We start from the raw sequence: 22,294 nt of genomic DNA, 5'->3' as shown, positions 1-22,294 counted from the left end.
GGGCCAGGCTTTGTAGGCCGGGTAAGGCGGAGCCGCCACCCGGCAATCTGCCAGAATCAATACTTAGTAGCATCAGTAAAAAAACCGGCTTTTGTCGGTTTTTTTACGTCTTGATATGTACCGATTAACGCTTTTATGTAAACCTTTTTTGCAGCCAATGGAATTGAAATTTGCAAAGCGGATATAATCTAAACGGATAACTTTTAATCACTTAAGGTTTCATTATGGACGATGGTATCAAAGTTGTTATGTCACCAGTTCAACTGGCGGCTGCCCTGTCTGATAAATCTGTTACAGAAGGCGAGACACTTAGTAATCGTTTATACGGTGGACTTGGACTTATCATGGGTACGCTGGAGCTTGCGGGTGCGACTGCGCTCTGTATCGCACCGGAGCCAACCGGGTTAACTAAAGCGGCTTGTGTCATTGTCGGTGCCCATAGTATGGACAGCATCAATACCGCAGCCGATCAGGTTCTATCAGGTAAAAATGTACGCAGCGCAACCTATCGTGCTGCTGCTGAAATGGCTAAGCAGTTTGGTGCTGATAATGATACGGCGTGGAAGGTAGGACTGACCGTTGATGTAGCCGTACCTATTGCTTTTTCACTTGGCTTGGGGGCAGCGAGAGTTGCTTCAATTCGAGTAGGAAGAATTAAACTTATTCAACATGAATCGGTTACAGGATTAAAGCCCGGAGGACATGCGATTTTAAAGCACGTTGGTAAGACACAAGAAGAATTAGCCGCACGATTAAAAACGACTGAAAATATGGTGCGAAAGCCCAACGCGATAAGTTCATTTAGTAATATTGACCTCGCAGAAGCCTCTGTTTCTAAGGCGCTGAGTGTAAATAAAGAGTGGATAAAAGTTTGGGCAGCCAGCCAGCCACGGCATAACCTTACCGTTACATATAACACGGGAAGAGTAATAGGATATTCTCTTTTCCGTGGTAGCGAGAAACTCGTGCAGGCAACAAAAGTTAAGGTTGTTCTGAAATACGAAATGTATAATGGTAAACCATATTATATTCTGACTGCATTTCCAGAGGTTTAACTCATGCTCTTAACAACCCATCTCGACATTATGTTCGAAGGAACGCTCAATCAAGATTTTGATTATATTACCGGCGCTGAATCGATAGATGATGCTATTGATATTTATACCAGCGAGTTAACAACGCATGACCGTGACGATTTGAAAAAAGAGGTGTTAGCTTTTCTCGCCCATAATGAGGAAACAATAGAGTCTGAATTTAGGGAGCGCTACATAAACTCTTTTGCGCCAGAAGAGGGGAAAGGATTGTTATTGCGCATCCTTGAAGGGATAAACAAAGCTGAAAAGTCATGAAACCTATGCGTAAAGGCGGATACGACCGGGACAGCGTCGTACCGCCGTAAATGTACAAGGTATTTACGCCATACCCAACGCGCGCTTGCCGTGCTCGTTTAAATCCGCAACCGTAAATCGGTTCTCCCACGTCGCTTCATAATCCTCACGCGGGAAATCGCCCGGCGATACGCCGTTCTCTAATGCCACCTTTACCTTCCGCGCATAGGCGAGGTTCTTTTCGCACAGCGGCGCGGCGGGAATATACATCACGTTGCCCCAGCCCTGCTGGTTCTCTACCGGTGCCACGGAGTGGATGACGTCACAGTGCCACCACACCGAGTCCCCGGCCTCCAGCGCCGGAATGCTGGTTAACGCCTCGATCAACAGCGGATGCCACTTCTCGGAGATGGGCAGCACGCGCCCAGGCGCTACGCCGCACAGCTCATCGTCCGGCACGTCGTCCAGCAGCGGACGCAGCAAAACGTAGGCCATCGCCTCGGGGATCGGCACCACGTGCAGCAGACCCTGGCCCGGCAGCATATCCGACAGCGCCGTCCAGCCCTGGAAGGTGCGGAACACCGAGCACTTGGTGGTGTTATCCACGGTGTACTCTTCCACTTCGGTACGGTGCGCGGCGTGCCACGGATCGTAGCTGTCGATATCGCCGTTAAACACCGAGGCGAAAACCTGCTGATAGGCCGGAAGCAGCCAGCGCTCCAGCGCCCCGGAATCGGTGTGTGCGCCCAGCCCCTTAGAGGTGGTGCTCGGTGGACGACGGCGAATGCGGTCCGGATAGATTACGCTAACATCCGGATCGAACCACTGCTTGCCGTCGCTCTCAAAGGTCCAGAGACGGTTTAGCAGAGACTGCACCTGCGCCATCTCGCTGCTCTGGCGGGCCTGCATCTGCGCCTGCGACCAGTAGATGGGATAGATCTCCGGGCGTGAGGCCTCCAGCGTACCAAAGAAGCTGTCCCCCGGGCCTTTATAGACGTCGTCGAAACGGTTCTGGTCGAGGTAGGCGAGCATGGATTGATCCCAGCCCAGCGCCTGCTCGCGCGGGAAGTGGCTCTTAATCACCGCACAGCCCCGACGCTTGATAGCCGCACGCTGCGCCTCGCTGACACGGCCGCTCTTCACATCCTCAAAGGGGATCACCGGCCAGACCGTTTCGCCTTTCGCTTTCAGGGCGTTGATCTCGGCTACCTGAGCGGCAATGCGCTCCTCAAGGCGGTTAAAGACAGCCTGCACGTCACCAATCTGCGCCCGCAGCGCCTGTTTTACCTGACGAATCGCCGCCTTATGGTCGGCAGGCAGCGTTTCGCTTGCATACATTTTAGTCATATCACCCTCTCGCATCTTTCATTCGAAAGTATCTGGCTTACATATGCTAATTTAAGTTAAAAAAAAGTTAATGCAAGTTTAAAAAGATGATGGGGTGCACAAAAGAGAGAAGAGGGTGACGCCAGCCGCGAGCGTGCTGGCGTAGAGGTGCTTAGGCGTTGAAAGGCGGGGTGGCGTCGAGTACGGCCTGGATCACGTTCAGCGCGCCCTGCTGGTTGTTGTCGTCGGTCTGGAAGTTGGCAATGGCTTTGATGGCCTCGCCAGCGTTGCCCATCGCAAAAGAGAATTTCGCCATGCGCAGCATCTCGGCGTCGTTGCCGCTGTCGCCGATGGTGACACAGTCGCTGGGCGAAAGCTGCCAGCGCTTGAGCAGGCGGGTGATACCGTTTGCCTTATGCAGGCCGGGGATGATCAGATCCACAAAGCCGAAGCCGCTGGTGACCGGTTTCATGATGCCGTCGAGGGAGACGTGCAGGGCATCCACCAGCTGCGGGATCTCGCTGTCCGGCAGGTTAAGGGAGAACTTAAACATCTTGTCGTCGATCTCGCGATAGTCATCCACCTGCTTCAGGCGGTGATAGTGGTGCGACATCAGCTCGACAAACTCCGGCGGCGCGCTTTTACTGACGTAGGCGCTCTCCAGACCGCAGGCGACAAAGTTCAGGCCTTCGCTCTTGAGCAGCTCACCCAGCACGATCTGATACTCGTGGCGGGTCAGCTCGCCATGAAAGATCTCTTTGCCGTGCTCGTAGACCAGCGCGCCGTTTTCGGCCACGAAAGAGATGTCGTCTTTGATTTCCGGAAAGAAGGAGATGAGCTGGTAAAACTGGTTGCCGCTGGCGACCACAAACTCAATGCCGCGTGCCTGAAGCTCACGGAACTGGCTGAGGAAACGGCTGCGGTCGTAGGCTTTGGCATCATCAAGGAAAGTTCCGTCCATATCGGTGACGATAACTTTTACGGTCATACGTTATGCTCCCAGGGTAAAAACAGTCAGGAGCATTCTAGTAATGATGTGAGCAAATGCACACATTTAATTTCATACGAAAGCTGACAGTAGGCCCGGCAGGCGGTCCGCCGGGCGTTGCTGGTTACAACGTGTGCTCGGTTCTCGCGATAATATCGTCCTGCGCATCCGGCGACAGGGCGGTAAAGAACGCCGAGTAGCCCGCCACGCGCACCACCAGATCCCGATACTGGTCCGGGTGTTCCTTCGCCGCCAGCAGCGTCTCGCGGGAGACGATGTTGTACTGGATATGCCACCCTTTACGTACTTCAAAGAAAGTGCGCAGCAGCATCATCAGCTTCTGACGATCGCTGTCATTCTCCAGCGTGGCCGGGTTCAGCTTCTGGTTAAGCAGCACGCCGCCGAGAATCGACCCCACCGGCAGCTTGCCGACGGAGTTGATCACCGCCGTGGGGCCGAAACGATCCGTTCCGGAGGCCGGGCTAGCTCCCTCCGCCAGCGGGGTCATGGCTTTACGCCCGTCCGGCGTGGCCATGGTTGCCGCGCCAAAGGGCACGTTGGCCGAGATGGACGAGGTCCCCGCGTAGTAGTTGCCGCCGATGGGGCCGCGACCGTAGCGCGGATTGTGATACTGCTTCAGCTCGTCAATATAGGTCTGGTAGGCGCGGTTCAGCAGCAGATCGACGCTGTCATCGTCGTTGCCATACTTCGGCGCGCCGTTGATTAAGCGCTGGCGCAGCTGCTCGTGCGTCAGACCGTCAAAATCCGCTGCCAGCGCCTCGGCGAGCTGCTGCTGGCCGATAACGCCCTGGTCAAAGACCAGCTTTTTCACCGCCGCCAGGCTGTTGCCGAGGTTAGCGATCCCTACCTGTAATCCCGACACCCAGTCGTACTTCGCGCCACCCTGTTTAATGCTCTTTGCTCGCTCGATGCAGTCATCTACCAGCGCCGAGCAGAGAATATCGTGAACGTTCTCCTCCAGCATGGTGTCTACCACGTACTCGATCTCAATGGATTTGCGAGTGTAGTAGCGGATCTGCGCGTCCCAGGCTGCCATTACCTCGCTGAAGTCGGTGAAATTACCTTTGGAAAGCGCCTGCTCCTGGGGCAGGAACACCTTGCCGCTGGTGGCATCGCGACCGCCCTCCAGCGCGGCGAGCATCACCCGGGCGAAGTTGATAAAGCTCATTCCGGTGCAGCGGTAGCCCCACTTGCCGCCGACGGCGGTCTCGATACAACCAATCGCCGCGTAGTCATAGGCATCCTCCGGCGCGATCCCCAGCTTAATAAACTCGGGAATAACAATCTCATCGTTATTAAAGGCGGGCATGCCGAAGCCGCAGCGGATCACCTGGACGCAGGCGTCGAGGAAATCGTTGCTCATCCCAGCGTGATAGCGAACGCTCAGGTTGGGCTGAGTCGAGCGCAGGCGTCCGCAGGATTCGAGGATGGTATAGGAGAGTGGATTGACCGCATCCAGCGCCTTACCGTCGACCCATTTTTGGCCGCCGATGGTCACGTTCTGATACAGCGGGCTTCCGGCTGACGCCTTCGAATGCGAGCCGGAGCGGATCTTGTTCACCTCCAGCAGCTTCAACCAGCAGCCGTGTAGCAGCTCAATGGCCTGTTCCCGAGAGAGAGTCTGATTCAGCTCAACGTCGCGGCGATAGTAAGGATAGAGATACTGATCCATGCGGCCAAACGAAACCGAGTGGCCGTTGGACTCGATCTGCAAAATCAGCTGGATGAAGTAGCAGAGCTGTAGCGCCTGCCAGTAGGTTTCCGGCGGACGATGGGCGATGACGTCGCAGTTCTCGGCTATTTGCAGCAGCTCATCCCGGCGGCTGACGCGCTGTTCATCGCTGGCCATCGCACGGGCGAGGGCGGCAAAGCGGGCGATATGATCGCTGACCGCATGCAGGACAATATCTATCGCCTTCAGGAACTGCTCCCCGTGCAGATCCTCCAGCACGGTGAGGTTGATGCGCGACCGGCGCTCGGCCACCTTCTCGCGCAGGCCATCGAGACCCTTCTCCAGCAGCAGCGGGTAGTTGACCGCCAGGTGCGCATCGCCAGAGGTCATATTGCCCTCGGCCTTGATGATACCCGTTGCCAGCAGGGCTTTCTGCTCGTCGGTAAACATACCGTAGCAGCGATCCTGTACCGTCTGGCCGCGCCACCACGGGCAGATCTCATGCAGCACGCGCTTGTTCTCTTCGCTCACCGCAAAGCCCGCGCCGGGGCGATCGGCCAGGTCGTCAATCTCCTTTTCGATCCACGACACGGTGTATTCCGGGAAGATTGGCGCGGCGCGAACTTCGCTCGCCTGGTTGCCGATAATCAGCTCGTCATGCTTAATCCAGATGGTGCGCTCGGTAAGGTGGTGGGCGAGGGCCAGCGCCCGACGCACCGGAATGGGCTTGTCGAGATGCTGCTGGTAGGCCTCGGTGTAGTGCCGGGCGCGCTCGGTGCAGACCGGGGGCTTAACAATGTGTACCAGCGCATCTTTATGCGCCTGAATGCGGCGGGTCAGGGTATCAAGACGTAACTCGGTCATAGCATTATCCTCGTAGGGTTGCGGTCAGGCCATACTCGCGGGCGGACGCTTCGGCGAAGGCCAGCAGGGCGGGCGCGTCGAGCGGCTTATCGGGCGCGGTATAGGGCTGATTCAGCAGGTGATATTTGTTGATGCCCAGCGTGTGATAGGGCAGAAAATGGATCTCCTCGACGCCAAGTTCGTCGGCGGCAAAGCGGGTAATTGCCGTGATGGAGGCCTCATCAGCGTTAAAGCCGGGGATCAGCGGCACGCGGATAATGAGCTGTTTGCCCCGCGCCGCCAGCCGTTTCAGGTTCACCAGCACGCGCTTCGCCGAGCCGTCAGTCCAGGTTTTAAACACCCTGCTGTCGACGTGCTTGAGATCGGCAAGAAAGAGATCGACAGAGGAGAGAGACGGTTCGATGTAGCCCCAGGGCACGTGCAGGCAGGTTTCAACCGCCGTGTGAATGCCGTGCTCAACGCTGGATTTCAGCAGCGCGGCGCTGAGCGCCGGCTGCATAAAGGGTTCGCCGCCGGAAAGCGTGATCCCGCCCCCACTGCGCTGGTAAAAGGGTTTATCCCGCAGCACGATGGCCATAATCTCCTCCACCGGTCGGGTTTCACCGCAGACCGTGAGCGCCTGGGTGGGGCAGCAGTTTTCCAGCGCAGTAAGATGCGTCTCACTGAGCTTTTCCCGATGGATCAGCAGGCCGCTGAGCGCCCGGTCAATCACGCCCGGCGCCGCCTGTTGGCAGAGATCGCATCCGGCCAGGCACAGACGGGCATCAAAGAGTACCTCACGCGTCAGGGCGCGACTCTCCGGGTTTTGGCACCAGCGGCAGGCCAGCGAGCAGCCTTTCAGGAACACAACGGTGCGAATGCCGGGGCCGTCATGGGTGGAGTAGCGTTGAATATTGAAAATCATAATCTGCCCTCATATTTCATATGCAGATTAAATTACTTTCGAATGAAAGTTATTTTGACGCGGGTCAACATATTGGCAGGTTGAATTAGTTAAGTTTTAAACCATGCTTAATCTCTCACTTTGAGGAGTTCATATGGAACTGTACCTGGACACCGCCGACGTGGCGGCAGTAAAACGGCTGGCCCGCAGCTTCCCGCTGGCCGGGGTCACCACTAACCCGAGCATCGTCGCCAAAGGCAACATGCCGCTGGTGGATCTGCTGCCTGCCCTGCAGGATGCCCTGGGCGGAAAAGGACGGCTCTTTGCCCAGGTATTAGCGAGCAACGCCGAAGAGATGGTGGCCGAGGCGCATACGCTGCGCGGAATCATCCCCGATATCGTGGTGAAGGTGCCGGTCAGCGCGGAAGGGCTGGCGGCGATCAAGCTGCTGAAAGCCGAGGGGATCCCGACCCTCGGAACGGCGGTGTACGGCGCGGGGCAGGGGCTGCTGAGCGCCCTGGCCGGGGCCGAGTATGTGGCACCCTACGTTAACCGTGTGGATGCCCAGGGCGGAGACGGTATTCAGACGGTGACGGATCTACAGCGTCTGCTGACCCTGCACGCGCCGGGTTCGAAGGTGCTGGCGGCGAGCTTTAAGACGCCGCGCCAGGCGCTGGAGTGTCTGCTGGCGGGCTGTGAGGCGATTACCCTGCCGCTGGACGTGGCGGAGCAGTTTATCGCCGCCCCGGCGGTCGAGGCGGCCATCGTTAAGTTTGAGCAGGAGTGGCAGACGGCGTTTGGCCGGACGGGAATCTAGCCGTTATCCGCCGCACACCTCGCACTGCGGGTTGCGCATTAGCTTCATCTCGCGGAACTGACAGGTCATGGCGTCGTACAGGACAATTTTTCCGGCGGCGCTCTGGCCAAACTTCGTCAGCACTTTGATCGCCTCCATCGCCTGCAGCGCGCCAATCACCCCGACCAGCGGGGCCATCACCCCCGCCTCAACGCAAGTCAGCGCCGTATCGCCAAACAGGCGGCTCAGGCAGCGGTAGCACGGCTCTCCCTCCTGCCAGGTAAAGACGCTAATCTGCCCCTCCATGCGGATCGCCGCCCCGGAAACCAGCGGAACCCTGGTCTTGAAGCAGCCAGCATTGAGCTGGTTGCGGATCTCAACGTTATCGGTGCAGTCCAGAACCAGATCGTGAGCGGCAATCTGGGCGTGCAGCGCCTCGCCCTCTAATTGAGCATTGAGGGTGGTGAAGCTCACTAGCGGATTGATGCGCGCCAGCGACGCCCGCGCCGAGGCGACCTTCGGCTGGCCAATTGTTGCGTCGCTATGCAGGGTCTGGCGTTGCAAATTTGACAGCGACACGGTGTCGAAGTCCAGCAGCGTCAGGTGACCAATACCCGCCGCCGTCAGGTATTGGGCGGCAGCGCAGCCGAGTCCGCCAAGGCCCACCACCAGCACGCGGGAGGCCTTCAGCGCCTCCTGCCCGTCAAAATCGAAGCCGCGCAGGACAATCTGCCGGTTGTAGCGCAGCATCTCGCTATCGCTCAGCTCGACGGCCATCACAGCCCTCCAAACAGGTGGTTAAACGGCTCGATCTCTACCCACTCCCCTGGCTCGACGCTGCCGCGCTCGCGCTCCAGCACGATAAAGCAGTTGCCCTGGCTAAAGGAGCTGAAGATGTGCGATCCCTGGTGGCCGGTGGTGCTCACCTGCAAATTCCCCTCGGCGTCGCGCGCAACGATGCCGCGCTGGAAGTCGAGACGTCCCGGCGCTTTCTTCAGCCGGGTGGCGGCGCGGACCCGCAGGCGTGGGGGCAGGGCGCTGCCGGGCTTGCCGCTCAGCCGGGCCAGCAGAGGCTGCACCAGCTGATAGAAGGTAAGCGCCGCCGAGACCGGGTTACCCGGCAGGCCGCAGAACCAGGCGCGGCTGAGCTTGCCAAAGGCAAACGGTTTGCCCGGCTTGATCGCCAGCTTCCAGAAGGCGATCTCTCCCAGCTCTTCCAGCAGGGTTTTGGTGTAGTCCGCTTCGCCCACCGAGACGCCGCCCGAGCTGATCACCAGGTCGGCCTGCTGGTCAGCGGCAATAAACGCCTCGCGCAGCCGGGCGGGATCGTCCGGAATGATGCCGAGGTTGATCACCTCGCAGCCGAGCTGCTCCAGCATGATGTGCACCGCCAGCCGGTTGGTATCGTAAATCTGTCCATCTCCCAGCGGCTGGCCCGGCAGCTGGAGCTCATCACCGGTAGAGAAGAGAGCCACCCGCACCTTGCGCACCACCTCAACCTCGGGAATGCCGAGGGAGGCCAGCACCGGCAGCTCGGCCACCGTCAGGGTAGTGCCCGGCGCATAGACCACCGCGCCCTGAGTAATATCCTCCCCTGCGCGGCGAATGTGCTGTCCCGGACGCACGTCGCCGGTAAACAGCACACCGGCGTCGCTCTGCTCGGTCTTCTCCTGCATCACCACCGCATCACAGCCCGGCGGGATCGGCGCACCGGTCATAATGCGGATGCAGCTCCCCGCTGGCCACTCGCCGTGGAACGGTTGCCCGGCAAAGGCTTTGCCCGCTACCGGCAGCGGCACGCCTGCCTGCAGCGCATCAAGGCGCACGGCGTAGCCATCCATCGCGGCATTATCGAAGCCCGGGACGTTGAGCGGGGAGACAATCTCCCGCGCCGTCACCCGGCCAAAGCAGGCGTGTAGGGGCAGCGTTTCGTAGTCGGTGAGGGGGGTAATGTGCGACAGCATCTGAGCGAGCGCCGCGTCAAGCGGGATCAGCCCGGCGGTATGGTCCATGAGTTCACTCCTGGGAGGGCAATCTGGGAAATCAATGCGCCATTATGGCAGAAAACTGGGCCAGACTGTATGTACCCATTATGTGCCATTGCCGCGTAGGCTCTTTACATCACCGTTTCGACTTTCTATATTCAAAATTCGTATCAAACTGCGGCGACAATAATGATATTTATAGAAAAAGCTGCCAGACGAGCAATGAATAATGACTAAGCCGCCAAATCACCTGCAAGAAAATAGCCCCGTGCTGGACGTCAGCAACCTGAACATTCGTTTCGAAAACGAAGGTCAGGTGACGCAGGCGGTGCGCGATCTGTCGTTCAGCCTGCAACGCGGCGAGACGCTGGCCATCGTTGGGGAATCCGGCTCGGGCAAATCGGTTACCGCCCTGGCGCTGCTGCGTCTGCTGGAGCAGCAGAGCGGGGCAAGCGTCCACTGTGATGGGATGCGGCTCCAGCGGCGCAATCGCGAGGTGGTGGATCTCAACGCCTTAAGCCAGGCGCAGATGCGCGGCGTGCGCGGGGCCGATATTGCGATGATTTTCCAGGAGCCGATGACCTCCCTCAACCCGGTGTTTACCGTTGGGGAGCAGATCGCCGAGTCGATCCGCCTGCATCAGAAGCTGGGGCGCGAAGCGGCGCTGGCCGAGGCGAAACGGATGCTGGAGCAGGTGCGCATTCCTGAGGCCGACGCGATCCTCGACCGCTACCCGCACCAGCTCTCCGGTGGGATGCGCCAGCGGGTGATGATCGCCATGGCGCTCTCCTGCCGTCCGGCGGTGCTGATCGCCGACGAGCCGACCACCGCCCTGGACGTCACTATTCAGGCGCAGATTCTACAGCTCATTAACGTGCTGCAAAAAGAGATGGCGATGGGGGTGATCTTTATCACCCACGATATGGGCGTGGTGGCGGATATCGCCGATCGGGTGCTGGTGATGTACCAGGGCGAGGCGGTCGAGACCGGCCCCGTGGAGACAGTTTTCCACAGCCCGCAGCACGCCTACACCAAAGCGCTGCTGGCGGCCGTGCCTAAACTGGGGGCGATGAACGGCAGCGATCTGCCTCGCCGTCTGCCGCTGGTGAGCAAGGATCGTCCCGATCAGCATGAGGCTGAGATCGAGCAGGATACGGTGGTCGACGGGGAGCCGATCCTCCAGGTGCGGGACCTGGTTACCCGCTTTGGCTTGCGCAGCGGCATTCTCAATCGCGTGACCCGCGAGGTACGCGCGGTGGAGCATGTCAGCTTCGACCTTTGGCCTGGCGAAACGCTGGCGCTGGTGGGGGAGTCCGGCAGCGGAAAATCTACCACCGGACGGGCGCTGCTGCGGCTGGTGGAATCCCAGGGCGGGTCTATTCTGTTTGAAGGCAAGCGGATCGACACCCTGCCGGACAGCAAGCTGCAACCGCTGCGGCGGAATATCCAGTTCATCTTCCAGGATCCTTACGCCTCCCTCGATCCGCGCCAGACGGTAGGCTACTCGATTATGGAGCCGCTGCGCGTGCATCGGCTGATGGGGGAGGAGGATGCCCAGCGCCGGGTGGCCTGGCTGCTGGAGCGGGTAGGGCTTAAGCCCGAGCACGCCTGGCGCTATCCCCATGAGTTTTCCGGCGGCCAGCGGCAGCGCATTAGCATCGCCCGTGCGCTGGCCCTCGATCCCAAAGTGGTGGTCGCCGACGAGGCGGTTTCCGCCCTGGACGTCTCTATCCAGGCGCAGATTATTAATTTGCTACTCGATTTGCAGCGGGAGATGGGCATCGCCTTTCTGTTTATCTCCCACGATATGGCCGTGGTGGAGCGTATCAGCCATCGGGTCGCAGTGATGTACCTCGGACAGATCGTGGAGATCGGTCCCCGGCGCGCGGTGTTTGAGAACCCGCAGCACCCCTATACGCGCAAGCTGATGGCCGCCGTGCCGGTGGCTGAGCCGGGGCATCCTCGGGCGCAGCGCGTGCTGCTCTCCGACGATATGCCCAGCAATATCTATAAGCCGGGTGATGATTCACACCGCGTGGAGCTGCACAGCGTCGGGCCTGGCCACTATGTTGCCCTCTCGACGCCCGGCAGCACGCAATCTCGTTTTTGATCGTTAACAGGCAGGGAACTGCAGGAGAATAAGATGACACAATTTGTTGCGCGTAAATGGCGTCTGGCGCTAGGCGTTGCCGCCGCGCTCGCCGTGGCACCCGCCTTCGCTGCCAAAGACGTGGTGGTGGCCGTGGGGTCGAACTTCACCACGCTCGATCCCTATGACGCAAACGACACGCTCTCCCAGGCGGTAGCGAAGTCGTTCTATCAGGGGCTGTTTGGTCTTGATAAGGACATGAAGCTGCAAAACGTCCTTGCCGAGAGCTATACCGTCTCCGACGACGGGCTGGTCTACACCATCAAGCTGCGCAGCGGCGTCAAGTTCCAGGACGGCACCGACTTTAACGCCGAGGCGGTGAAGGCCAACCTCGACCGCGCCAGCAACAAAGAGAGCGGGCTGAAGCGCTATAACCTCTATAAAAATATCGCTAAAACCGAGGCGGTGGATCCCACTACCGTGAAGATCACCCTCTCGCAGCCCTTCTCGGCGTTTATCAATATTCTCGCCCATCCGGCCACGGCGATGATCTCTCCCGCCGCGCTGAAAAAGTATGGCAAAGAGATTGGCTTCCATCCGGTGGGCACCGGCCCTTACGCGCTGGAGACCTGGAACCAGACCGACTTTGTGAAGGTGAAGAAGTTTGCTGGCTACTGGCAGCAGGGGCTGCCGAAGCTGGATACCATCACCTGGCGTCCGGTAGTGGATAACAACACCCGCGCGGCGATGCTCCAGACTGGCGAGGCGCAGTTTGCCTTCCCGATCCCCTACGAGCAGGCCGCCGTGTTGAAGAAGAATCCCAAGCTGGAGCTGGTTGCCAGCCCGTCAATCATGCAGCGCTACATCAGCCTCAACGTAACGCAGAAGCCGTTTGATAACCCGAAAGTGCGCGAGGCGATTAACTACGCCATCAACCGCCAGGCGCTGGTGAAGGTCGCCTTTGCCGGCTACGCCACCCCGGCCACCGGCATCGTGCCGCCGTCCATTGCCTACGCTCAGAGCTACCAGCCGTGGCCCTACGATCCGGCTAAGGCAAAGGCGCTGCTGAAAGAGGCGGGCTACCCGAACGGGTTCACCACCACGCTGTGGTCTTCCCATAACCACAGTACCGCCCAGAAGGTGCTGCAGTTTACCCAGCAGCAGCTGGCCCAGGTTGGCATCAAAGCGCAGGTCACGGCGATGGATGCCGGGCAGCGCGCCGCCGAAGTTGAGGGCAAAGGGCAGAAGGAGAGTGGGGTGAGAATGTTCTACACCGGCTGGTCGGCGTCGACCGGCGAAGCGGACTGGGCGTTGTCGCCGCTGTTTGCCTCGCAGAACTGGCCGCCAACCCTGTTCAACACCGCGTTCTACAGCAATCCGCAGGTCGATAAGGATCTCGCTGCCGCGCTGAAGACCACCAGCAACGAGGAGAAGGCGCAGCACTACAAGGCGGCGCAGGATACCATCTGGAAAGAGTCGCCGTGGGTGCCGCTGGTGGTAGAGAAATTGGTTTCGGCACACAATAAAGATCTGAGCGGTTTTTATATCATGCCGGATACCGGCTTTAGCTTTGACGACGCAGACTTAAAATAGTCGTGCCTGGCCTCCGTCCAGCGCGGCGGGGGCCAGCAACAGGGTAGAAGATGCTTAACTATTTTTTTAAACGCCTGCTCGGCCTGATCCCCACGCTGCTGATTGTGGCCGTGCTGGTGTTTCTGTTCGTGCATATGCTGCCGGGGGATCCGGCCCGGCTGATTGCCGGACCCGAGGCCGACGCACAGGTGGTGGCGCTGGTGCGCCAGCAGCTGGGCCTCGACCAGCCGCTGTGGCAGCAGTTCTGGCACTACATCACCAATGTGCTGCAGGGTGACTTTGGCATGTCGATGGTCTCTCGCCGTCCGGTAGCGGAGGAGATCGCCAGCCGCTTTATGCCCACCTTCTGGCTTACCATTGCCAGCATGGTCTGGGCAATGCTGTTCGGCCTCGCCGCTGGCATTGTCGCCGCCGTGTGGCGCAACCGCTGGCCGGATCGCATCGGCATGGCGCTGGCAGTCACCGGCATTTCGTTTCCGGCCTTTGCCCTCGGCATGCTGCTGATGCAGGTCTTCTCCGTTGAGCTGGGCTGGCTGCCCACCGTAGGGGCGGACAGCTGGCGGCACTACGTTCTGCCGTCGGTCACCCTCGGCGCGGCGGTGGCGGCGGTGATGGCACGCTTTACCCGCGCCTCCTTTGTTGACGTGCTTAACGAGGACTACATGCGCACTGCGCGTGCCAAAGGGGTGAGCGAGAAGTGGGTGATCCTCAAGCATGGCCTGCGAAACGCCATGATCCCGGTGGTGACCATGATGGGCTTACAGTTTGGCTTCCTGCTTGGCGGCTCGATTGTGGTCGAAAAAGTCTTTAACTGGCCCGGCCTTGGTCGTCTGCTGGTGGACTCGGTGGAGATGCGCGACTATCCGGTGATCCAGGCCGAAGTGCTGCTCTTCTCGCTGGAGTTTATTCTTATCAACTTAGTGGTGGATATGCTCTATGCCGCCATTAACCCGGCTATCAGGTACAAGTAAGGATGCGACTTTTAAACTGGCGTCGCCAGGCAATATTAAATGCCATGCCGGGGATCAAACCGGCACGTATCCGCACCCCGTGGCACGAGTTCTGGCGGCGCTTTCGTCGTCAGCCGATGGCGATGACCGCAGGGCTGTTTGTGCTGCTGCTGATTATCGTTGCCGCCCTCGCGCCGTGGATCGTGCCCTTTGATGCCGAGAACTACTTCGACTACGACCGGCTCAACGACGGGCCGTCGATGGTGCACTGGTTCGGCGTTGACTCTCTCGGGCGGGATATCTTTAGCCGCGTGCTGGTGGGGGCGCAGATCTCGCTGGCCGCCGGGGTGCTGGCGGTGCTGATTGGTGCCGCGATCGGCACGGTGCTCGGCCTGCTGGCCGGGTACTACGAGGGCTGGTGGGATCGCATCATCATGCGCATCTGCGACGTGCTGTTTGCCTTTCCCGGCATTCTGCTGGCGATTGCGGTGGTGGCGGTGATGGGCAGCGGCATGTCCAATGTGATTATCGCCGTGGCGGTCTTCTCGGTGCCTGCCTTTGCCCGGCTGGTGCGCGGCAACACGCTGGTGCTCAAGCAGCAGACCTTTATCGAGTCGGCACGCAGCATCGGTGCCAGCGATGCCACGATCCTGTTCCGCCATATTCTGCCGGGAACCATCTCGTCCATCGTGGTCTACTTCACCATGCGCATCGGCACCTCGATTATCTCCGCCGCCAGCCTGTCGTTTCTCGGTTTAGGCGCGCAGCCGCCGACCCCGGAGTGGGGAGCGATGCTCAACGAGGCGCGGGCGGATATGGTTATCGCCCCACACGTAGCGCTCTTCCCAAGCCTGGCGATTTTCCTCACCGTGCTGGCCTTTAACCTGCTGGGGGACGGCCTGCGCGACGCGCTGGATCCGAAGATCAAGGGCTGATGGTGGGCACGGTGTGGGTTTGTAGGCCCGCGTAAGCGAAGCGCCACCGGGCGTTATTGTGCTGACGCTGCACCGCCGGGCGGCACTGCGTTTGCCCGGCCTACGGTGGGCACGGTGTGGGTTTGTAGTTTGTAGGCCCGCATAAGCGAAGCGCCACGGGGTATTATTGTGCTGACGCTGCACCGCCGGGCGGCACTGCGTTTGCCCGGCCTACGGTGGGCACGGTGTGGGTTTGTAGTTTGTAGGCCCGCGTAAGCGAAGCGCCACCGGGCATTCTGTGCGCGTTGCCACGAAAGCGTAAACTTACGGTAGTTGCTTTCCCCTGCGGTCTCGGTTTGCGGGCATCATATCCGCAGAACGATGCGTTAAGGGGAAAGCAATGCGCGATGAATTACTGACGTTTTTGGCAAATCAAACTGACTTTTTCGATCCGGAAAAGCTGAGCGAGGTGTTTACCGCCAGCTATTTGGCGCAGCGCTTTTCGCTGAAGAGAAATACCGCCAGCCACTATCTGAACCAGCTCGTTGCCCAGGGCGTGCTGGTAAAGATCAACACCCGCCCGGTCTACTTTCTGCATAAAAAAACCTTCAGCCAGCAGTTCTTTCCCCTGGCCGCCAACGAGTATGACAGCGTTGCCCAGCTGCTCGGCGATGGTGGGCCAGAGCCGGAACGACCCGATCACTTTTCGCTGCTTATCGGTCACGATGAGAGCCTAAAAAAGCCCATTGAGCAGCTTAAAACCGCGCTCTTTTATCCGGACGGTGGCCTGCCGCTGCTGATTACCGGCGACAGCGGCACGGGCAAAAGCTACATGGCCAATCTGATGCACGAGTTCGCCATCTCCGAGGGGCTGCTGGCGGACGATGCGCCTTTCATTAGCTTCAACTGCGCCCAATATGCCAGCAATCCGGAGCTGCTGGCGGCTAACCTGTTTGGCTATGCCAAAGGCGCATTTACCGGGGCGCAGACGGATCGCCAGGGAGCCTTTGAGGCGGCCAACGGCGGGATGCTGTTCCTCGACGAGGTGCACCGGCTCAACGCCGAGGGGCAGGAGAAGCTCTTTACCTGGCTGGATCGCAAAGAGATCTACCGGGTCGGGGAGACGGCGCAGGGTCGCCCGGTTTCCACGAGGCTGGTTTTCGCTACCACCGAGGAGCTGCACAGCACCTTTTTAACCACCTTTTTGCGGCGTATCCCCATCCTGGTGACGTTACCCGATCTGCAAAGCCGCTCCCGGCAGGAGAAAGAGGCGCTGATCCTACTCTTTTTCTGGCAGGAGGCGAAAAAACTGGCGGTGCGCCTGGCGTTAACCCCCCGGCTGATGCAGGTTCTGAACCACTTCGTCTACCGGGGCAACGTCGGCGAGCTGAAGAACGCCGTGAAGTACACGGTGGCGGCGTCGTGGGCTAAGCAGCGGGGCGGTGAGGAGCTGGTCGTGGGCATTCAGCATCTGCCGGAGAAGATTGCCGCGGCGATCCCCGCCTCAGGCGATCCGCTGGCGGTGGAGGAGAACCTGATCGTCGAACCGCAGACCAGCCTGGTGTGGCTTCTGCGCTCCCGGGATCCTACCCGGGGCGTGATCTACGACGCCCAGTGCCAGGTGCTGGCGCTCTACGAGCAGTGGATGAGCGGCCACGCGGACTGGGAAGAGGCACGCAAGCGCATGGGGGAGGCGATCGAGGCGCTTTTCGACCGGCTCATTTTCGATAATCGCGACGCCACCGACTCGCCGATGCTGCTCCTGACCACCCAGCAGGTGCGCGAGGAGTTCTACCGCCTGGAGAAGCAGTTCAACATTCAGTTTAACGGCAACTGTATCTACGCCCTGAGCCACTATCTGGTACACCGCTCGCGGAGCACGCCCTCTCGCCTGAGCCAAGAGCGGATCCGCAGCCTCGACGACTTCCTCGCCCAGAAGTACCCGCTGCTCTACCGTTTTTGCCAGGCGATCATTACCGCCCTGGCGCAGAAGCTGGATATTGAACCGCAGCGGATCGATGCCCTGCTGCTGGTGCTGTGGCTGCATCAGTCCGGTGCCGTCAGCCAGCCGCACGTCACCCGCGCGGTGATCCTCGCCCACGGCTACGCCACCGCCAGCAGCATTGCTAACGTCGCCAATCGCCTGTTAAAAAATCACCTGTTTGAATCCTTTGATATGCCGCTGGACGTTACGCCGGAGGCTATTGCCCGCCAGGTGATGGACTACATCGAGAGCAATACCCTGGCCTCGGGCGTCATCATCCTCGTCGACATGGGATCGCTCAACGCCATCCATCATCATTTCCAGCGCCGGGTCGCAACGCCGGTGGCGATTGTTAACAACGTCTCCACCAGCATGGCGCTCTACGTGGGCGAGCGGATTTTACGCGGGGATATGATTGAGGATATCGCCCGCGAGGTCAGCGGCGATCTGCCGGTTGAGCATCAGATCTTCTGGCCGCAGGCAAACCGCCCGCGGGTGATCCTGACCACCTGCGTCACCGGCCTTGGCGCGGCAACCAATCTCTGCGCACTGCTGAAGGCCAGCATTCCGGAGACGTTAGGCATTGATGTCATCGCCTGCGACTACGACACGCTCAGCAACGGGCAGGAGAGTGCGCTGGCGTTTAATCGCTACGAGATGCTGGCCGTGGTCGGCACCTTCGACCCGCACCTGCCCGCCGTGCCGTGGATCTCGCTGGATTCGCTGATCGCCGGAGATGGCCACGCCCAGCTGATGCGTATCTTTGGCGATATTGCTACGTCAGAGCAGATTGGCGAGATCAACAATCTGCTGCTGAAAAACTTCTCTCTGCGGCGGGTGATTGAGTCGGTCACTATTCTCGACACCAGCAAGGTGCTTAACCAGGTGGAGCAGTTTGTCCTGCGCTACGAGCATCTGGCTGGCTGCCAGATCCCCAACGACCGCAAGGTGGCGCTCTACGTGCACATCAGCTGTCTGATAGAGCGGCTGATCCGTAACGCTTCCCCTGTCAGCTATGCGGGACGGCAGTGTCCGGAAAGCGAGCTGGCCGATATCAAGCAGGCCTTTAGTGTCATTGAGAGCAGTTATAGTGTCAAAATCCCCGCTGTAGAACTTTGTTACATCCATAATATTCTCACCCTGGAAACAGAATTTATTCAACAAGATCAAGAGTTTTAATCCTCACGCTCTCCTGTCGTGGCGCATTTTACCGTGCGCCACTTTTTCGTGGCACGCCGGTTGCAGTATCACCGGTAGTGGAACGCATTTTCGAGGACAGGATGAAACGACACTACATATTTGCCAGCCATGGCACCCTTGCCCGGGGCGTGCTCGACTCTGTTGAGCTGATCCTCGGTAAACAGGCGGATATTTCGACGCTCTGCGCCTACGTTGAGGAGCAGCGGGATTTAACCGAGCAGGTCTCGGAGTTAATGCAGCGGATCCCTGACGAAGAGGAGGTTGTGGTCATCACCGATATCTTCGCCGGCAGCGTGAATAACGAATTTGTTCGTTTTTTGCAGCGGCCCCGTTTCCATCTGGTGGCGGGCCTCAATTTGCCGCTGGTGATCGATCTGCTTATCTCCAGCGACGAGCCTGATACCGGCAAGCTTATCGAGGAGGCGTTAATAAGCTCCCGGGAGAGCATTCAGTACTGTAACTACACCATCTCCAGCGCAATGCAGGCGGATAAAGATTTTTAAGAGGGAGGAAACAGGATGATTACATTAGTGCGGGTAGACCATCGTTTATTGCACGGCCAGGTGGCGTTCTCATGGACGCAATATGTCGGCGCAGACTGCATTCTCATTGCTAACGACAGCGTCCCCAATGACGAACTGCGTAAAACGACTATCAAGCTGGCTAAGCCGCCGTCGGTGAAGCTGGTTATTAAGAATATCGCCGACTCGATAGAAGCCATTAAAAGCGGCGTTACCGACAAATATACGCTGTTTATCGTCGTGGAGTCGGTCGAGGACGCCTGGCGTTTAGCTCGGGAGATACCGGAAATAAAAAGTATCAACCTGGGCGGAATAAAGGCCAAAGAGGGCAGCAGAAATATCTCGAAGGCGGTGAATCTGCTGCCTGACGAAATAACCAGGCTCAATGAACTGGTGGGGCAGGGGGTTGAAATTGAGATCCGCCAGGTCCCCAACGATCGCAAGCAGCTCATAACGGAATGTTTGTAATTCCTGAGGATTAACTATGGTAGAGGCACTTTTACTCGGACTGGTGGCGTTTATCGCCCAGTCGGAATATGCCCTGGGCACCTCGCTAATATCCCGGCCCATTGTCACCGGCTTATTAACCGGGCTGGTGCTGGGTGATGTCCAGACGGGCATTATCATGGGCGCGACGCTGGAGCTGGCCTTTATCGGCTCCTTCTCCGTAGGCGCATCCATTCCGCCGGACGTCGTGACCGGCGGCGTGCTGGGCGTGGCGTTCGCCATCACCTCCGGCGCTGGGACCGAAACGGCGCTGCTGCTGGGGCTGCCCATCGCCACCCTGACGCTGGTGTTAAAAAATGTCTATCTCGGGATGTTTATCCCAATGCTCAACCAGAAGGCAGATGCCTATGCCGACGAGGCCGACACCCGGGGCATAGAGCGGATGCACCTGATCGCCGGGTTTGGCCTGTCGCTGATGCTGGCCACGGTGGTGACCGTCTCCTTCCTGGTGGGCAGCAGCGCGGTGAAGTCCCTGCTGGATGCTATCCCAGAGTTTATTAAGCACGGCCTGAGCGTGGCGACGGGCATCATTCCGGCACTGGGCTTTGCCATGCTCGCCCGGCTGCTGATCAACAAAAAGGTCGCACCTTACTTTTTCCTCGGCTTTGTCCTGATGGCCTACCTGAAAATTCCGGTCACCGGCATTGCGATCCTCGGCGCTATCGTGGCCGTGATCATGGTCAACGTCACTGCCTTTACCACGCCTCGCGCCACCACAGAGCAAGGAGTCAGCCATGACGACGAAGATGATTTCTGAAGAGACCCTGCCTGACGTACAGGATGAGAAGGTCATCACCGCCCGGGATCTGCGCCGCGTCTTCTGGCGCTCCTTCCAGATGGAGTTCTCCTGGAACTACGAGCGGCAGATGAACCTGGCCTTTGTCTACACCCTCATTCCGGTGCTGAAAAAGCTCTATCCGCAGAAAGAGGATCTCAGGATCGCCCTGAAGCGTCACCTGGTGTTCTTTAACACCACGCCGCACATCGTCACCCTGCTGCTGGGCATTACCACGGCGATGGAGGAGAAGAACAGCCAGCAGAAAACCATCGATGCCGGAGCGATTGATAACGTGAAGGCGTCGCTGATGGGGCCGCTGGCGGGATTAGGCGACTCTTTTTTCTGGGGAACGCTGCGCCTGATCGCGACCGGGATCGGCACCAGCCTGGCGCTGCAGGGCAGTATTCTCGGGCCGATCCTCTTTCTGCTGGTGTTTAACGTCCCGCACATTCTGGTGCGCTGGTTCTTTACCCGCTGGGGCTACGTGCTCGGTACCGGGGTGCTTCAGCGCGTTCAGCAGAGCGGCATGATGGAGAGCCTGACCTACGGCGCATCAATAATGGGGCTGATGGTGGTGGGGGCGATGACCGCCTCGATGATCAACATCACTATCCCCATCAGCTTTGGCGCGGGAGAGGCGAAGACCGAGGTGCAGGACATTATCAACAACGTCATGCCCTGCCTGCTGCCGCTCATCAGCTTCGGCATTGTCTACTGGCTGCTGGGCCGCAGGGTAAAACCGCTCACCATCATCGGCGGGATGGCGCTGGTTGGCATTTTCGGCTCGTGGATTGGCCTGTTCTAACTGGAGAAACCTATGTTACCTACCATGATGTTACCAACCATGATGACCTATATCGAAGAGGAGCCCGCGGCGCTGGAGAACATCCTCCGCGAGCATCGGCACAGCCTGGCGGCAATCGAGGTCTTTGCCCGCGAGCGCCCGGTGCAGCGCCTGCTGCTGCTGGCTACCGGCTCCTCGTTTAACGCCGCCCTCTGTGCGCGGGACCTCTTTGAGCGGCGCTACGGCCTGCGGGTAGAGATCAAAGAGCCGTACAACTTTGTTCACTATGAAACTGTCGATCCGCACACCGATCTGGTGATTGCGGTTTCCCAGAGCGGCAAGAGCGCCTCGACGCTGGCGGCGATGGAGAAAGTGCAGGCGGCGGGGCTGCCGGTATTTGCTCTGACCTCGGATCCGCAAAGCCCCATCGGCCAGGGCAGTGATTACGTGCTGGATATTAATACCGGCATCGAGCAGGTGGGCTTCGTCACCCGGGGCTTCAGCGCCACGGTGCTGAACCTGCTGCTGATTGCACTCACCCTCGCCCGAGCGCAAAACCAGATTACGGATGAGGAGGCGCAGGTCACGCTGCATCAGCTCAGCCAGATCGCCGCCGCCATTCCTCAGGCGATAGCCCAGACGGAGGCGTTTTTTGATCGCCATCAGGCCGCCTTACAAAGCGGGACGCGTTTTGTCGCTATCGGCTACGGGGCGCTGACCGGCGTGGCAAAAGAGTTTGAGACCAAGTTCACCGAAACGGTTCGCGTGCCGTCCAGCGGCTTTGAGCTGGAGGCCTACATGCACGGGCCCTATCTGGAGGCCAACGCCCAGCACGTGATGTTTTTTATTGAGGATGCGCCAGACAGACGCCTGCGGGCGCTGCGGGACTACATGGCGCCGGCGGTAAACCAGACCTTTCTGGTGACCCTGAGCGATGAGCAGGATCCCCAGACGCTGGCCCTCAACGTCCCGCTAGAGCATGACCTCGCCTCGCTGCTGTTGATCGTGCCGATGCAGGTGCTGGCCTGGCGTACGGCGGGTGCCAAAGGGATCGATCTGTCGGTGCGTATTTTTGATGACTTTGACCGCGTATTAAAAAGTAAGATCTAAT

Annotated in this window: 19 protein-coding genes; 13 read left to right on the top strand and 6 right to left on the bottom strand. The window is 59.2% G+C overall.

Features of this window, described 5'->3' with window-relative positions:
- Window positions 1–224: 224 nt before the first annotated feature.
- Both EV102420_RS19355 and EV102420_RS19350 read left to right on the top strand, forming a co-directional pair.
- On the top strand, window positions 225–1,055 hold the full coding sequence (locus tag EV102420_RS19355; RefSeq protein ID WP_042395457.1) for an RNase A-like domain-containing protein: 831 nt from the start codon (window positions 225–227) through the stop codon (window positions 1,053–1,055).
- A gap of 3 nt (window positions 1,056–1,058) precedes the next feature.
- On the top strand, window positions 1,059–1,349 hold the full coding sequence (locus tag EV102420_RS19350) for a contact-dependent growth inhibition system immunity protein (RefSeq protein ID WP_042395455.1): 291 nt from the start codon (window positions 1,059–1,061) through the stop codon (window positions 1,347–1,349).
- Between the two features lie 63 nt (window positions 1,350–1,412).
- On the opposite strand, the gene EV102420_RS19345 is transcribed toward EV102420_RS19350, so the two are convergent.
- The 4 genes from EV102420_RS19345 to EV102420_RS19330 all read right to left on the bottom strand — a co-directional run bounded on the left by EV102420_RS19345 (window position 1,413) and on the right by EV102420_RS19330 (window position 7,103).
- Entirely contained in the window at window positions 1,413–2,675 is a 1,263-nt protein-coding gene (locus EV102420_RS19345) for a DUF1479 domain-containing protein (protein ID WP_042395453.1), read from the bottom strand.
- 151 nt (window positions 2,676–2,826) lie between these two features.
- Entirely contained in the window at window positions 2,827–3,642 is an 816-nt protein-coding gene (locus tag EV102420_RS19340) for a Cof-type HAD-IIB family hydrolase (RefSeq protein WP_042395451.1), read from the bottom strand.
- A gap of 124 nt (window positions 3,643–3,766) precedes the next feature.
- Entirely contained in the window at window positions 3,767–6,199 is a 2,433-nt protein-coding gene (locus EV102420_RS19335) for a formate C-acetyltransferase/glycerol dehydratase family glycyl radical enzyme (protein ID WP_042395449.1), read from the bottom strand.
- 4 nt (window positions 6,200–6,203) lie between these two features.
- Window positions 6,204–7,103 carry a glycyl-radical enzyme activating protein gene (locus tag EV102420_RS19330; protein ID WP_042395444.1) on the bottom strand — a complete coding sequence of 300 codons (900 nt, stop codon included), beginning with the start codon at window positions 7,101–7,103 and terminating at the stop codon, window positions 6,204–6,206.
- 133 nt (window positions 7,104–7,236) lie between these two features.
- Here EV102420_RS19330 and fsa point away from each other — a divergent pair, with 133 nt between their 5' ends.
- On the top strand, window positions 7,237–7,899 hold the full coding sequence (gene fsa, locus EV102420_RS19325; protein ID WP_042395443.1) for a fructose-6-phosphate aldolase: 663 nt from the start codon (window positions 7,237–7,239) through the stop codon (window positions 7,897–7,899).
- Window positions 7,900–7,902: 3 nt separating this feature from the next.
- On the opposite strand, the gene moeB is transcribed toward fsa, so the two are convergent.
- Both moeB and moeA read right to left on the bottom strand, forming a co-directional pair.
- Window positions 7,903–8,655: a molybdopterin-synthase adenylyltransferase MoeB gene (gene moeB, locus EV102420_RS19320; protein WP_042395439.1), complete on the bottom strand. Its 753-nt coding sequence runs from the start codon at window positions 8,653–8,655 to the stop codon at window positions 7,903–7,905.
- A complete protein-coding gene (gene moeA, locus EV102420_RS19315) occupies window positions 8,655–9,890 on the bottom strand; it encodes a molybdopterin molybdotransferase MoeA (protein ID WP_042395436.1) in 1,236 nt (411 codons plus the stop codon). The genes moeB and moeA overlap by 1 nt, the downstream gene beginning before the upstream one ends.
- Window positions 9,891–10,092: 202 nt before the next feature.
- Here moeA and gsiA point away from each other — a divergent pair, with 202 nt between their 5' ends.
- From gsiA to EV102420_RS19265, 10 genes are all read left to right on the top strand, one after another.
- Window positions 10,093–11,973 carry a glutathione ABC transporter ATP-binding protein GsiA gene (gsiA, locus tag EV102420_RS19310; protein WP_042395433.1) on the top strand — a complete coding sequence of 627 codons (1,881 nt, stop codon included), beginning with the start codon at window positions 10,093–10,095 and terminating at the stop codon, window positions 11,971–11,973.
- 33 nt (window positions 11,974–12,006) lie between these two features.
- Window positions 12,007–13,545, top strand: coding sequence for a glutathione ABC transporter substrate-binding protein GsiB (gene gsiB, locus EV102420_RS19305; protein WP_042395430.1), 1,539 nt, complete (start codon window positions 12,007–12,009; stop codon window positions 13,543–13,545).
- A gap of 50 nt (window positions 13,546–13,595) precedes the next feature.
- Window positions 13,596–14,516: a glutathione ABC transporter permease GsiC gene (gene gsiC / locus EV102420_RS19300; RefSeq protein WP_042395428.1), complete on the top strand. Its 921-nt coding sequence runs from the start codon at window positions 13,596–13,598 to the stop codon at window positions 14,514–14,516.
- Window positions 14,517–14,518: 2 nt separating this feature from the next.
- Window positions 14,519–15,430, top strand: coding sequence for a glutathione ABC transporter permease GsiD (gene gsiD, locus EV102420_RS19295; protein WP_042395424.1), 912 nt, complete (start codon window positions 14,519–14,521; stop codon window positions 15,428–15,430).
- Between the two features lie 379 nt (window positions 15,431–15,809).
- A complete protein-coding gene (locus EV102420_RS19290; protein WP_042395421.1) occupies window positions 15,810–18,572 on the top strand; it encodes a sigma-54-dependent transcriptional regulator in 2,763 nt (920 codons plus the stop codon).
- A 101-nt stretch (window positions 18,573–18,673) separates the two neighbouring features.
- Window positions 18,674–19,096, top strand: coding sequence for a PTS sugar transporter subunit IIA (locus EV102420_RS19285; RefSeq protein ID WP_042395420.1), 423 nt, complete (start codon window positions 18,674–18,676; stop codon window positions 19,094–19,096).
- 15 nt (window positions 19,097–19,111) lie between these two features.
- On the top strand, window positions 19,112–19,582 hold the full coding sequence (locus EV102420_RS19280) for a PTS sugar transporter subunit IIB (protein WP_042395417.1): 471 nt from the start codon (window positions 19,112–19,114) through the stop codon (window positions 19,580–19,582).
- A gap of 16 nt (window positions 19,583–19,598) precedes the next feature.
- Window positions 19,599–20,378, top strand: coding sequence for a PTS mannose/fructose/sorbose/N-acetylgalactosamine transporter subunit IIC (locus EV102420_RS19275; RefSeq protein ID WP_042395415.1), 780 nt, complete (start codon window positions 19,599–19,601; stop codon window positions 20,376–20,378).
- Window positions 20,356–21,204 carry a PTS system mannose/fructose/sorbose family transporter subunit IID gene (locus EV102420_RS19270; protein WP_042395411.1) on the top strand — a complete coding sequence of 283 codons (849 nt, stop codon included), beginning with the start codon at window positions 20,356–20,358 and terminating at the stop codon, window positions 21,202–21,204. The genes EV102420_RS19275 and EV102420_RS19270 overlap by 23 nt, the downstream gene beginning before the upstream one ends.
- A 27-nt stretch (window positions 21,205–21,231) precedes the next feature.
- Entirely contained in the window at window positions 21,232–22,293 is a 1,062-nt protein-coding gene (locus EV102420_RS19265; protein WP_042395460.1) for an SIS domain-containing protein, read from the top strand.
- The last annotated feature ends 1 nt before the right edge of the window (window position 22,294 follow it).

It is taken from the genome of Pseudescherichia vulneris NBRC 102420, from assembly GCF_000759795.1.
GTDB lineage: Bacteria > Pseudomonadota > Gammaproteobacteria > Enterobacterales > Enterobacteriaceae > Pseudescherichia > Pseudescherichia vulneris.
Note: the sequence above shows the minus strand (reverse complement) of the source record. Positions and strands in the feature narration are given on the sequence as shown.